The 13,474-nt window shown below is 65.2% G+C and carries 12 protein-coding genes; 7 read left to right on the top strand and 5 right to left on the bottom strand.

Translation table 11 applies throughout. From position 1 onward, the window contains the following. The first annotated feature begins 125 nt into the window (after window positions 1–125). The gene (locus tag HYR72_25900) at window positions 126–1,466 is read left to right on the top strand and encodes a trypsin-like peptidase domain-containing protein (protein MBI1818431.1); all 1,341 of its coding nucleotides are present in this window, start codon (window positions 126–128) and stop codon (window positions 1,464–1,466) included. A 192-nt stretch (window positions 1,467–1,658) separates the two neighbouring features. Here HYR72_25900 and HYR72_25905 read toward each other — a convergent pair whose 3' ends face one another. From HYR72_25905 to HYR72_25920, 4 genes are all read right to left on the bottom strand, one after another. Further along, complete coding sequence (locus HYR72_25905) at window positions 1,659–2,030, bottom strand: ArsR family transcriptional regulator (GenBank protein MBI1818432.1); 372 nt, start codon at window positions 2,028–2,030, stop codon at window positions 1,659–1,661. Next, complete coding sequence (locus HYR72_25910) at window positions 2,027–2,251, bottom strand: hypothetical protein (GenBank protein MBI1818433.1); 225 nt, start codon at window positions 2,249–2,251, stop codon at window positions 2,027–2,029. Before HYR72_25910 ends, HYR72_25905 begins: the two co-directional genes overlap by 4 nt. Window positions 2,252–3,129: 878 nt before the next feature. Next, complete coding sequence (locus HYR72_25915) at window positions 3,130–5,943, bottom strand: VCBS repeat-containing protein (GenBank protein ID MBI1818434.1); 2,814 nt, start codon at window positions 5,941–5,943, stop codon at window positions 3,130–3,132. Window positions 5,944–6,147: 204 nt separating this feature from the next. Then, window positions 6,148–7,716, bottom strand: a complete 1,569-nt coding sequence (locus tag HYR72_25920; protein ID MBI1818435.1) for a VCBS repeat-containing protein — start codon at window positions 7,714–7,716, stop codon at window positions 6,148–6,150. Between HYR72_25920 and HYR72_25925 the strand changes: the two genes are divergently transcribed. The 6 genes from HYR72_25925 to HYR72_25950 all read left to right on the top strand — a co-directional run bounded on the left by HYR72_25925 (window position 7,706) and on the right by HYR72_25950 (window position 12,296). Next, a complete protein-coding gene (locus HYR72_25925; protein MBI1818436.1) occupies window positions 7,706–8,371 on the top strand; it encodes a hypothetical protein in 666 nt (221 codons plus the stop codon). The two genes, HYR72_25920 and HYR72_25925, sit on opposite strands and share 11 nt — an antisense overlap. A gap of 30 nt (window positions 8,372–8,401) precedes the next feature. Next, a complete protein-coding gene (locus tag HYR72_25930) occupies window positions 8,402–8,575 on the top strand; it encodes a hypothetical protein (GenBank protein ID MBI1818437.1) in 174 nt (57 codons plus the stop codon). 12 nt (window positions 8,576–8,587) lie between these two features. Continuing rightward, window positions 8,588–9,193 carry a hypothetical protein gene (locus HYR72_25935; GenBank protein MBI1818438.1) on the top strand — a complete coding sequence of 202 codons (606 nt, stop codon included), beginning with the start codon at window positions 8,588–8,590 and terminating at the stop codon, window positions 9,191–9,193. Between the two features lie 117 nt (window positions 9,194–9,310). Further along, complete coding sequence (locus tag HYR72_25940) at window positions 9,311–9,643, top strand: hypothetical protein (GenBank protein ID MBI1818439.1); 333 nt, start codon at window positions 9,311–9,313, stop codon at window positions 9,641–9,643. Between the two features lie 927 nt (window positions 9,644–10,570). Then, a complete protein-coding gene (locus HYR72_25945; GenBank protein ID MBI1818440.1) occupies window positions 10,571–11,614 on the top strand; it encodes a DUF4380 domain-containing protein in 1,044 nt (347 codons plus the stop codon). A 10-nt stretch (window positions 11,615–11,624) separates the two neighbouring features. After that, complete coding sequence (locus HYR72_25950) at window positions 11,625–12,296, top strand: hypothetical protein (protein ID MBI1818441.1); 672 nt, start codon at window positions 11,625–11,627, stop codon at window positions 12,294–12,296. A 26-nt stretch (window positions 12,297–12,322) separates the two neighbouring features. Here the strand turns inward: HYR72_25950 and HYR72_25955 are convergent, their stop codons facing one another. Beyond that, entirely contained in the window at window positions 12,323–13,264 is a 942-nt protein-coding gene (locus tag HYR72_25955; GenBank protein MBI1818442.1) for a sugar-binding protein, read from the bottom strand. Window positions 13,265–13,474 lie beyond the last annotated feature (210 nt).

Consider the following 13,474-nt stretch of genomic DNA (forward strand, 5'->3'; position numbering starts at 1 on the left):
GCGTCGCCCCTACGAGGAACAAGGCCTCGGGTTGGGGGGCGTTCTTGGCGCCGTCGCGGTGAAGCTACTATCTCCTGAGGCTAACCCGCCTTGACTTGCGCGAGTCCCTTCGGCACCCGTCAGGCATGCTCTCTGCGCGCGCACTCGTCACCCTGATCGTTCTCGCCAATGCTGCAACCGCCGCTGTCGCCGCCGAAGTTTCGCGCCGCACGCCCGTCGTCGAGGCGGTCGAGAAGGTCAGCCCGGCGGTGGTGAACATCTCCACCGAACAGGTCGTCGAGCAACGCAGCAGCCCGTTCGGGAACCTTCGCGATCCGTTCTTCGAAGAATTTTTCCGCGACTTCGGCGAGTCGCGCCGCGGGCGCATCACTAAGACCAGCCTCGGTTCAGGCGTCATCATCCGACCCGACGGCTACATCCTCACCAACCAACACGTGATCCTGCAAGGCAGCCGCATCCACGTCACCCTCGCCGGCGAGCGCGAGTTCGAGGCGACGCTGGTCGGTGCCGATTCGGATTCGGACCTCGCCATCCTTAAAGTGAAGAGCGCGGACGATCTGCCGCATGTCGCGATGGGACGCTCGGACGATCTGATGGTCGGCGAAACCGTGATCGCCATCGGCAACCCGTTCGGCCTATCGCACTCGGTCACCACCGGTGTGCTGAGCGCCATCGACCGCACGCTGCAAACGGAAGGGCAAACGTACTACGACTTCCTGCAAACCGACGCGTCGATCAATCCGGGCAATTCGGGCGGCCCGCTGCTCAACCTCAATGGCGAATTGATCGGTATCAACACCGCGATCTATCAGAAGGCGCAAGGCATCGGCTTCGCGATTCCGGTCGATCGCGCCCGCCGCATCGTCAACGACCTGATCAGCTTCGGCGAAGTGCAAGTGCCGTGGGTGGGAGCCCTCGTGCAAAACCTGACGCCCGAGTTGGCGCACCACTTCGGCGTCCGCCGCGGCGTGCTGGTGCGCGGCGTCGAAACCGACAGCCCAGCCAGCCGCGCCGGACTCGAGCGTGGCGATCTCATAGTGGCGCTCGATGGCCACGAGGTCCGCTCCAGCGACGAGTACGAACAACGCGTGCGCGACCACACCGCCGACAGTCAGCTCCGCTTCAACCTCACGCGCGACGGTGCCGAGCGCACGGTCACGGTGCAGGCGAGTCAGTATCCGCTCGACCGCGCCGACGATCTCGCTTGGCAACTGCTCGGCGTGCAAGTGCACGAAGCGCGCGACGGCATGGCCGTGCGCCGCGTCCGGCCAGGCAGCAGCGCCGCCCGCATCGGCATGGCGCCAGGCGACTACCTCGTCGGCCTCGGCGGCGTTGCGTTCAAAGACCTCGCCGGGTTTCGCAAGAAGATGATCGAAGTGCGCCAGTCACAGAGCGTGCTGCTCAGCGTCCAGCGCGGCCATCGCATCTACAACGTCATGGTGCCGCTCGGCGAACGCGACGCGTAGCCGAGTGTTGGAGAGCGCGAAGCATCATCACCGGGACAGCGAGCCATGAGGCTTCTCTTCCTCACCACTGGCAGACGGCGGTGAGGGAGCCGCCGCCACATCAGCCGTAGGGTCCGCTGCGCGGACCGTCCTTCTTCGATCGCGCTGCGATCGCACACCACGAGAAATGTCCGCACAGCGGACCCTACGAGACTAGATCGCGATTTTCAGCGCGATCTCCTCGAATGGGACCTGCGGGACCTTGACCGTGCGGCTGCCCCGCGCCTGTTTCGCGACTCGCACCAACCCATGTCGCTCCAGAATCCGAATGTCCTCTTGCACGTTCTTGAGATCGCGGCCCGCCATGCTGGCCAGCTCATAGATCGAACGCGGCTGCCGAGTTCTGATCGTTCGCAGCAAGCCTAGCCGTTCGCGCGTCAGAAAATTGCGCACCGCTTCGAGGCTGGTAAAAGCGACGATCTCCCTCGGCGCAACGCGCCGGCCACTTCGCGCTGCCGCGAAGGCTTTCTTGAAGCGCTTCAGTCCTTCAGTGAACGGTTCGACGGTAAACGTGACGGTCTTCATTGCTCTCCTCCGATCAGCCGTTGCACGTCCGCCATGAAATCGGCGAGGAGACGTGCGACGCCAACGAACTCGTAGGGATGTTGCGTACGCCCAATGTGCCGATGGTGACCTTTGGGATGATGGTTGTCATAGAGAATCGTGGGCGCGTGACCGCCAGCGAGGATGAGCGCCAAGCGTAGCGGACGCCGTCGGGCTGCCGAGCGTTCGGAGCGACTCGCCATATCACCATCTCGCGGAGGTTTCCGCTCTCGTCGGTCATCTTCTCTCGGAGGACTAGTGTCGCCCTGCCACCCATCACCGCGCCTTACATGGCCTCTCATACCATGTAGCAGGAAGGTCTGCCAGTTCCGTTTTCCTTTCACCGGTCGGCTCGCTTTCGTCACGGCGGGACCGCGTTCGGTCAATCGCGGTAGTGTAGGGTTTATGAGATCACGGAATCGTACCGCTGGCCGCACAAGAGCAACTGATTGACCCGGAGTCTGGAGTAGGGTGCGAAATGGACCCTAAGCAGTGTCCGACGACCGACGTGCCGTCCGGTTGTGACACCGTACAGGGCTCTCCAGGAGTGCAACAGGGGCGCGGAGTGGGTGTCGGCGTTGGTGTTCGAGTACAGGCAAGGGCGATGATCACGAACGGGGTTCCATTGATGATGACCGTCGCGCCAGGTGTCACAGGGCACGACTCGAAAACTCCGATCACAGGCGGAGTTCCAATGTCCGGCGGGGTCGCCGTCGGAGCGCCGATCAGACGTTTGGTGTCATCCTCGCCGCATGCCACGATGGCGAAGCTGATGCAAAGCAGAAGTAGCGCGCGGCGCACGACTTCCCATACTACCAGTGGCGCAGAATCGGCAAGCAGGTCAGTGGAACAGCAGGATGGTGGACCCAAATGCGGCGCGCGGACGCGCGCGATAGGTAGGCATTGGGCGCCGCTAGAGTAGCAGTCATGAGAGTCTGTGAAGGAATCTCCTCAGTGGAGCGACGCTCCACCCCTCAAGATCAAACCGCGCCAGGGCGCACCACTCTTGAGGGCGGAGCGGTGCTCCGCCCTTCCCCTCAACGGATGCCTATCGACTGGCCAGCGCTTGCGCAGAGCGTCCTCACAGTCCGTGATGCGGCAGCAAGTCGGCGGCGCTGATGCGGCCGTCGGCGTTGACGTCGGCTTCCGCGCCTGACACGACCGCGCCGCCGCCACTGCTGATCGCCGCATCGCCGTCGCCATCGAACAGCTCAGCGATCAACTGCGCGAGATCGGCGCCTTCGATCCGGCCGTTGCGATCGAGGTCACCGGGGCGGATCGTGACCGCGGTCCGATTCCGAGCCAGCACGACGACGTGCGCGGAAGGCAGCGCGATCGCCAGATCGGGAAGGCGATCGTGATCGACATCGCCCACCGCGATGCCACTGGCTGGCGCACCGAGGATCAGCACGGCCGGCACACTGAACGTCCCGTGCCCGGTTCCGGGAAATAGCCGGACGACGCCGGCCGCCGCATCCAAGGCCACTAGATCGAGGCGGCCATCGCCGTTCAGATCGGCCGGGACCAATCGGTTCGCCAAGACGTCGGACACCACCACGCGCGCTGGCGCGAAGCCACTCGCCGTGCCGGCGAACAGCACGATGCTTCGATCGCCCGAGCCGGCGACGATGTCGAGCCGCCCGTCGCCGTCGGCATCACCGAGCGCCACCGCCAGCGGCTGCGCGAGATCGTGCACCGAGCCCGCCGCGAACTGCCCATGGCCATCGCCGCGAAAGATCTGCAAGCGATTTTGATCCGGCAGTGCCACCAGCAGATCGTCGTAGTGATCGCCGTCGAAGTCGTGCAGCACAAAATCACTCGGTCGCGATCCGGTCGCGATCGTCCCGAGTAAATCGAAGCGGCCATCGCCCTTGCCGTGTCGTACCGCGATTCCGTCGCCCTCGATAAGGACCACGTCGGTCACGTGGTCGCCATCGATGTCAATCGCGACCGGGCGCGCGGGCATGCTGCCCGTCACCGACGTGACCGTTTCCACGAACCCGCCCTGACCATCGCCGAACACGACCGCCAGACTATTGGATGCGCCGTTGGTGACCACTACATCGACGCGTTGGTCGTCGTCGAAGTCGGCGACGGCGAGATCGGTCGGCCCGAAACCGATGCGCGCGGTGACCGGCGCCGCAAACGAGCCGGCACCATCGCCATTGCGCAACTCGAGGCGGCCATCGTCGCGCGCCACCACCAGATCGAGCGCGTTATCGCCATTGAAATCAGCCAGACCGAGCGCCAATGGCGCCGCCACCAACGGGATCGTCGACGTGGCCACGAGCAACGGCGGCGTGGCCGTCGGTGTGGCGGTCGCCGTCGCGGTCATTGTGACCGTTGCCGTCGCGGTCGCGGTGCGACTCGCCGTCGGCGTCGGCGTCACCGTGCGGGTCGCCGTTGCCGTGTGACTGACGGTCGCGGTGGCTGTGCTGGTGAGCGTGCCGGTGAGTGTGCGTGTCGGCGATGGACTCGGCGACTGCGTCGCGGTCGGCGAATCGGTCGGCACGACGAATTGAGTCCGCGTAACCGTCGGCGTCACGGTGCGAGTTGCGGTCACGCTGGCCGTCGCCGTGTTGGTCAGCGTGGCAGTGGGCGAAGCGGTCGATGTATTAGACGGACTGACCGTCAACGTGGCCGACCGCGTCGCCGTCGCCGCAGTGTTGGTCAAGGTTGGCGTCGCCGTCCGCGTCACCGTCGACGTGCCGGTCGGGGTGATAGTAGGCGACACCGTCGCTGTCTGCGTCGGACTTCCCGTCAACGTCGCCGACCGCGTCGCTGTCGCCGCAGGGTTGGTCAACGTCGGCGTCGCGCTCCGTGTCGCCGTCGGCGTGCGCGTGATCGTCGGACTCTGCGTCGAAGTGGGGGTCCGCGACGGCGATGGGCTGAGCGAGTTGGTAGCGGTCGGCGTAATCGTCGGAGTCGCGGTCGCCGTTCCCGTCGCGGTGGAGCTACGAGTGAACGTCGCGGTCCGCGTGATCGTGGCAGTGACGGTGGGCGTCGCGGTGCGCGTCGGCGTACGCGTGAGCGTAACACTCGGCGTCGAGGTCACCGTCGGCGTGAGGGTTGGCGTGCGCGTCAGCGTGACGGTACGCGTCAGCGTCGCGGTGGCCGTCAGCGTCGCAGTGGGTGGAGGAACGACCATCACCTGGAACTGCGCCATGGCGATCAATTGCGCGGTTTCCGCCGTGAAGGTGATCACGAACGTGCTGCCGATTTGGGCTGCCGTTGGTGTGAACGTCAGCGTCGACACCACCGTGCCCATTCCGATCATCGGCGTAAACGCGGCATTCGCCGGTACGCCGCTCGCGGTCAGCGAGACTGTCGTTGCCGGGATCGCCTGCGCCGTCGCCTGATCGCCGATCGTCTGGCCCGCGACAATGGTGCATTGCACCGTGCTGCCAATCTGGAAGCATCCGGTCCCCGGTGGCCCGAAGATCTGTTGCGAGATGGTGAGCGTCGGCAGCGGGGTCGCGGTCTTGGTGGGCGTCGGCGCTTTCGTCGACGTTCGCGTCGGAGTCGGCGGGAACGCGACCGTGACATCGAGTTCTGTGTTGGCAAACTCGCCGGCCGTGCTGGCGAAGAATTGAATCGTGAACTGTCCGACCTGCGCCGCGCTCGGCGTAAACGTGAACGTGGACGAGACCGGGCTGATGCCGGTCTTCGGCGGGAAGCTGCCGTTGGCCGGCACCCCCGTGGCTTCGAGAACGATCTGAACCGGCGGCACGCTGCTCCCGTCGATCTGATCGCTGAGTGTCTGCCCAGGCGCAATCGTGCAGAACACCACGTTCGCAATCTGGTGACAGGATCCACCGGGCGGCACGGTGGGCGACTGCGTGATGGTGACGGCCGCGGCGGCGATGTGCGGCGCCGCCAGCAGACAGACAGCCACGAGGCCTACGCTCGCGCGCGCGAGGTGACCAATCCGAAGAGCGAAGAAGTTCACGCAGAGTCGCAGAGCCGCAGAGGCGGAGAGACGGATGCACCCCATTTTGGTGAAGCTCAGCGCGTTTGATGAACCGTTCCCTTGCACTGATATTCGCTGCGCTCTCTGCGGCTCTGCGTGAGACTCAACCTCGGGTTGCTATCGTCAGCGCTATCTCGCCGCCGCCGATGCGCTCGCCATCCGTTGCAGCACGCTGACAACATCGGCGCCCGTTACCTTGCCATCACCATTCACATCCGCCGCCGCGCCGGACATGAGTGTGCCGCCGGCGCAACTGGTCGCGTCGCTGCCGTCGCCGTCGAAGAGCTCAGTCAGCAAGAAGGACAGGTCGCTGCCGTCGACGCGGCCGTCACCGTTCAAGTCACCCGGTCGGACCACCGTGGCGGTGGTGTTGTGCAGCCTGACCACGCCGTTGCCCGTCGGCACCGACGCGACTTGATCGGGTAGGCGATCTCCATTGATGTCACCAAGCGAGGCCCCCGCAATCGGCGCACCCATCAACAAGACGACCGGCGGTCCAAAGCCGCCGCCGGTGCCGGGCAGGACGCGGATCACGCCACTCGCGTCGTCGACCGCCACCAAGTCGGGGCGTCCATCGCCGTTGAAATCCGCGCGCAGCAGACGCGACGCCGGCACCTCCATCGCCACGTCCGCGCCGGCACCAAACCCGCCCGGCATCCCGGCGAACAGCGTGAGCGCGTGGTTCGCCCCATGAGCAACGATCAGATCCGCGCGACCATCGCCGTTCACGTCACCCAGCGAAATGGCCCGCGGCTGATCGCCGTGCACATCGAGACTCGGCGGGCCGGCGGTAAAGTTGCCGCGCACGTCGCCGAGGAAGGTTCGCACGACATTCTGATCCGGCAAGGCGACCAGGAGATCCGGGAAGCCATCGCCGTTGACATCGAACTCGACAACGTCAGACGGAGGCGATCCGGTGCTCACCACCACCGGTCGTTGGAATGTTCCATCGCCCTTCCCTTTGCGCACTTCGATCTGCGTCGTTTCGACCACAATCACATCCGGAGTGCCGTCACGATCGACGTCGTCGACGAGGACGCGCAGGGGAGTGGCGCCGACCGGCGAGTTGAACACCTCGCCGAATCCCGTCGCATCACCGAGCACCACCGAAATGCTGCGCGAGGCCGCGTTCGCCACCACCGTATCCAGACGCCCGTCACCGTCCATGTCCGCCACCGCGAGATCGCTCGCCCCCAAACCGATGCGCGCTTGGTCGATCGGGGCGAACTGACCGCTGCCGTTGCCGGCGAGGAGATCGAGCTTGCCGTCCGTACCCGCCACCAGCAGATCGAGCAACCCATCGCCGTTCATGTCGGCCAAGCGTACGGGGCCGCTGTGGCCGGCGAGGGCGATGGTTGCGGTGGCAAAGTTTATCGACGCCGGAGGCGTCGGCGTCGCAGTCGCTGTCGCGGTGTGGGTGACACTCGCGGTGAGCGTCGCCGTCGGGGTCGGCGACGGCGTTCCAGTGACCGTCGCCGAACGGGTCGCCGTCGCGCTGGCGGTGAGCGTCGCAGTAGCGGTGAACGTCGCCGTTTGGCTGTGCGTCGCCGTGGCCGTTGCCGACGCGGAGTTCGTCGCTGAAGGCGTCACGCTCTGTGTCGCGGTCGCGGTATGAGTCAGCGTCGGCACCAGGCTGGGCGTCGCGGTGATCGTATGCGTCACTGTCGCGGTCGGCGACGGCGAACTCGTGATCGTCATCGACGCGCTCCGCGTCGCGGACCCTGTGGCGGTCGGCGTCGCCGTCACCGTGGCAGTTCGGGTCACCGTACCAGTGACCGATGATGTCGCGGTGAGCGTCGCCGGCGTGATCGGCGTGCGGGTCAGCGTCACCGACGCTGACGGTGTTGGGCTCACGGTACTTGTGCCGGTAGGCGACGAAGTCGTCGTGACGGTGATCGAGGCCGTCGCGGTCGCGGTGCGAGTCGCGCTCCCAGTCAGCGACGGCAACATCGAGGCGGTCGCTGTGACGGTCGCACTGCGCGTGGTCGTCGCCGACGTCGTCGGCGTTGCGGTGGCCAGCAGCGTACCGGTCATGGTCGCGGTCGTTGTTCCTGTCACTGTGGCGCTGCGCGTGGCGGAAGGTGAGGCTGTCAATGTGGCCGTCGTGCTCGGCGTCCGAGTCTGCGACGCGGTAGTCGTGAGACTGGCGCTCGGCGTCATCGTGATCGTCGGCGATACGGTTACCGTCGCCGTCACGGTGGCTGTGCGTGTGACGGTCGGACTGAACAGCGGCGTCGACGTGCGCGTCCCCGTGGTCGTCGGCGTCGCGCTGGCGGTCGGGGTCGCACTGCTGGTCGCGCTCAACGTCACGGTCGCCGATGCCGTCCGCGTCGCGGTTCCGGTGCGTGTCTGACTCGCACTACCCGTCACGGTTACGGTGCCGGTGACCGTGGTGGTCGGCGTTGACGTGCGGCTGTTGGTCACTGTCGGGGTCGGCGTGCTGGTCGCGGTGACGGTGAACGAGCGGGTCGAGGTCTGCGTCGCCGTCGCGGTTGCGGTTGGTGTCTCGGTGCGGGTCGTGGTGATGGTTGGCGTCAGCGTCACCGTGGCAGTCTGAGTCGCGCTGCGCGTGGCGCTGCTCGTCACGCTTGCGGTCGCGGTGCGCGTTGCCGTGCGCGTAGTAGTGTTGGTCGGGGTTGCGGTATCGGTCGGCGTGAGGGTGATCGTCGGCGTCAATGTGTCCGTCTTGGTCGCGGTCACGGTAGCGGTCGTCGTGGCGGTGGGCGTGACGGTGACCGTCGGGGTGATCGTCACCGTGTTGGTCGACGTCCGCGTGGCGGTCCCGGTGCGCGTCGCGGTGAGGGTCGCGGTGAGCGTCGGCGACTTCGTCACGGTGCTGGATTTCGTCACGGTCGCGGTGCGCGTCACCGTTCGCGTCGGCGTGTTGGTGATGGTCGGCGTCACGGTCACGGTGTTGGTGACCGTCGAGGTCGCCGTCCCGGTACGCGTTGGCGTTCGGGTGACGGTGTTGGTGACGGTACGGGTCGACGTCACCGTGCGGGTGGCGGTCTGCGTCGAGGTTGCGGTGCGTGTCGGCGGAATCGCCGGGGCGGCATGGCTCACCGCGATCGAGTCGTACTCGCCGGACGCGGGACAGCCCGACGGCACGCCGTTGCTGTCGGTGAAAAAGCCGCCGGCCCCGACCCTAAAGCTGGCGATCGCTCCGACGTTGTAGATGAACGTGATCGCCGCGTTCTCACCAAAGATGATGCCGTTGGCCTGAGTAGGCTGACAGATCGGGACACTTGTAGTCGGCGCCCCACCGAAGGCATACGCACTTCGATTCATCAGCATGCAACCGTTCAAGGCATCGATCGCGAATCCCGCGCTGACAGAGCCCCCGCTGGCGGTCAGCGCAAACGTATTCGCCCCACCACGAGTGATCGTCGTCGCGCCGATCGTGACGGTGCCGGTGCCGACGGGATCGAAGGTGGGGACGGTCGTCGTGCCGATGATGCCCGAGCGGCTGACCGACGCCGCCGGCAAGACCGCCGCAAAGTCCGCGCCTGCGAGCGCTTCAGTGAAGGAACCAGGGACGGTGCGGTTGCAGAGGTCGATGGATGTCGTGGCTCCCAACACCGTGGTGAGCCACATCCCCTCGGCACCGAGGCCGGCGCAGCGTTGACCAGCGGGGCAATCGATGTCGGCGAGGCACGTTGTGGCAAAACTCACGCTGCAGTTGCCGCGCGCCACCGTGCCGATCCACAGGATTTGGTACACCGTGCCGTCCTCGGCCCGGCCAATGGTTTCGACCAGTTCCGCGACCGCGGGCGCTGTCATGGTTGCCGTGGACAATACGATCACAGCGGCCACGACACCGATATGGCGTCTCAGGCTCGTCAGCACCCTCTCCCCCCGACCTCGTAGCGAAAAGCAGCTTCAGGCTAAGGCAAGTCTCTTGAGACTGTCAAACTGTTTTCGTTGTGGCTGTTTTCTTGGGGCGCTGCCCGCCGCTTTGCGAACACAGTCGAAGGGCTCGAACCGCCAGCGCGCGTGACGCACTCGCCGTCTTTGTCGCAAATCTTTGCGCCGATTCTCTCCTCTCTTGCGCCGGGCAATCCGACGCGAGTGCTCGCGACAATGGCTATCACCGTCGGTGGGTGCTTTCGCCAAGGCCACCGGTCGCAGAGCAACGCCCATCATTGGCTGGAATGCAGCGGTGGAATCTGTCGAGGCCAGCGCACGAGGCCGGCTCACAACGCCGCGCCGCATTTGTCCGGCGCTCCGCGCGAAAGAGGAGCACGAGGAGAAAACCGCGCTCGGTTTTCTCCTCGTAGGGGCGCGGGGGCGAAGCCCCGCATCCGATGATCCCCTCTTTTGTGGGCCCCCTGCGAACCGGCGCGCGCCCGCAGCCCGATCGCGCTGCGATACCAATGCTGCGCTCCTAGACGGCGACGGCGGCCTCAGGTGCGGACGACGCAATCGCCGTCATTGTCGCTTCCGTGTCCGCGCCTCTCTTGCGCCGGGCAATCCGGTGGGGGCGCAGGGGCGAAGCCCCGCATCCGGTGACCGTCCCTGTACGCCCGTCAAACCCGCATGCTAAGACGGCGCCGTGAGTCAACGACGACAACAGGCAATCGTGATGGGACTGGTCGCGCTGGCCGCGGCCACCACCGCGCGGGCGGGAGCAGACGCGATGAACGTACAGCGAGGCGACTACCGCGGCTGGGCGGATACCTACACGCTGAGTAACGGGCTAGTCGAAGTGGTAGTGCCGACCGCGATCGGTCCGCGCGTACTCGACTTCCATCTTGCCGGTGGCGAGAACATCTTCTACCTGCGCCCGTCCGATCTGGGAAAAACCGGCGAGCCCGACTTCGTCTTCCGCGGCGGTTGGCGGCTGTGGATCGCGCCCGAAACCCGTTCCACCACATACGAACCCGACAATCAGCCGTGTACGGTAACGGTGCTGGGATCGGGCGCGCTTCGTTTCACCGGGCCGGCGCAACCGACCGCGGGGATTCAGAAGAGCATCGAGGTGGCGCTGATCGAACATCAGCCGCGCGTGCGGGTCACGTCGCGGATCAAGAACGTCAGCGATCGCACGCTCGACTACGCGGCGTGGAGTCTCTCGGTGATGCGTCCCGGCGGCCGTGCGCTGGCGCCGATGGACGTCGGTGATCTCACCGCGTTCTTCGACACTCGCAGTTTGATCCTGTGGAGCTACACCAAAGTCGCCGACGCGCGTTACCGCTTCGGTGATGCGCTGGTGCAAGTCGATCAATCGCAAGTGCCGCCGGCCCCGGCGTCGGCCAGCGGCCGGCGCGCCGACGAGAGCAAGATCGGCGTCGACACCATGCAAGCCTGGGCCGCGTACCTGCGCGGCGATGTCTTGTACGTGAAGCGCTTCCCGCATCAGCCCGGCGCGTCCTACGCCGACGGCGGCGCGACCGTCGAGATCTATTCGTCCAACGAGTTCATCGAGGTTGAGAACCTCAGCCCACTCACATCGCTGAAACCTGGTGAAGAAATCGTCTACCCCGAAGAGTGGTCACTCTTCAGCGGCGCATCTGTCGCGACCGATGAAGCGGCCGCGTTGCGCGATCTGGAGCCGTGGCTCACCAAGGCGCCAGCGGTCGACCGAACAACCCACTGAGGATCCGTCTATGACCAACCTTGTCGAAGTTGTTTGGTACACGATCCCTGGAGCCATCTTTCTCGTGCCTCTGTTGTCGCCCAGCCCCCAACAACTCGTTTGCAATGCAATGGGTTTCGACAAGGCAGCTGGTCTGGCCGGGATCTTCTTTCTCGTTGGGTATGTCCTGCACCAAATGGCGCGTGCGGTCTTCGAGTTTTGGTTTGTCGGCTACGCAATGGGTGCGCGATCAGCGATTACGTGCATTCAGCAGGGAGGCAAGTGGGAGGAGGACAAAGACCGGCACCGGTGGTTTCGCTACCGGAACGATTTTCAACGCGGGTGTCGGGAGGAACGGACATGGCGCCTCAAGGCGCAGGCCGTATGGGAGTTGGGAGCCTACAATAGTTCCGTGATCAAAGAGGAGATGTATCGACACATTCAGCGCGCGTGGAACTACTGGATTTCCTTCCAGGCGATCGCCTTCTCCAGCGTGCTTTCAATTGTCTCCGCCATGGTCTGTCATGGCTGCACTTGGTGGATCCCCATTCAGCTGATCATTGTAGTCGTATTCTGGCTCAAGTCTGAGCTGACCCTTGAGTATATCAACCGACAAGAGGTACTCCTTGTTCGAACGCACTGGTCGTGTGCATTCGAGAAGTACTTTAGACAGTCAGGCCTGACGGGGGATGCCCCCGCCTGAGAGTTCAAGTCGGGCGGCGGTTGTACTCACCGCCCCGCTTCCCACTGCTTCCATTGCTCCAGATACGCATCGACATTGTCGCGGGTGACCACGTCGATGCCGGAGTAGTGGTAGACCTCCGTCGGTCGCTGGCCGTCGGTGATTTGTTTGAGCAGGCGCACCGACTCTTCGCCCCAGCCGAAATATTTCTGGCCGACGAGAAGCTGCACTTTGCCGGCGCGCAACAGGTCGGGCGCGGGCGGGATGGTGTCGAAGGCGACGACCTTGGTGCGCGCGGGATCGACCGGGTCGAGCGCGTTGCGCACGAACACCGGCCAGCCGCCGACCGACAACCAGCCGTCGAGATCGGGATAGCGCTGCGTCGCCGACGCGATCACTTCGGCGACCCGCACCGCGTCGTCGCGGACATCGAAGGTCTCGACCACGGTGATGTCGGGATACTGCTTGAGCGCAGCCTGCGCGCCTTCGAGTCGCTTCTGCAAGTTGTCGGCGCCGAGCGATGTGATCAGCGCGACCCGACCCTTCCCGCCGAGCAATTTCGCCAGGCCGTCGCCGAGCGCACGGCCACCTTCGATGTCGTTGACGCCGTAGAACGCCAGCCGCTTACTCTTCGGCGCGTCGGAGTCCCACGTGATCACCGGGATGCCGGCATCGACCGCGCGATTGATCGCGTCGGTGAGCAGATCGCCGTTCAGACACGAGATGGCGATGCCGTCGACGCGTTGACTGATGAACGACTCGAGGATTTCCTTCTGGCGAATTTCGTCGGTGGTCTCCGCCCCGCGCCACAACACCTCGACGCCTAGTTCCTTCGCCATGCGTTCGGCGCCGATGCGAGCGTACTCGAACACCGGAATATGGATCGCCTTTGGAATAATGGCGAAGCGCAGCTTGCGAGGTTGGTCGGACGGGTTGGAGCACGCGAATGAGAGGAACAGGATCGAGCAGAGAGCAAGCGTCTTGCGCATGAAGCATACTCAACACCACCAAGGCGGGATGAAGCAACTCCGCCAACAATCGTCCCTTCCGCTCTGCGACCTGCCATGGTTCGGTTTGTCAAGGGGCGGGATGAAAGCCACACCTCTTCTCTGCGGGGGCGGCGGGGTGGTGGTCCGCGCGCAGCCGCACCGGGCCACTGGCGTTGATGGTTGTCTCCCGGTGAACCTCCCACGGTCGGC

Source organism: Deltaproteobacteria bacterium, from assembly GCA_016178705.1.
Classification (GTDB): domain Bacteria; phylum Desulfobacterota; class Binatia; order HRBIN30; family JACQVA1; genus JACOST01.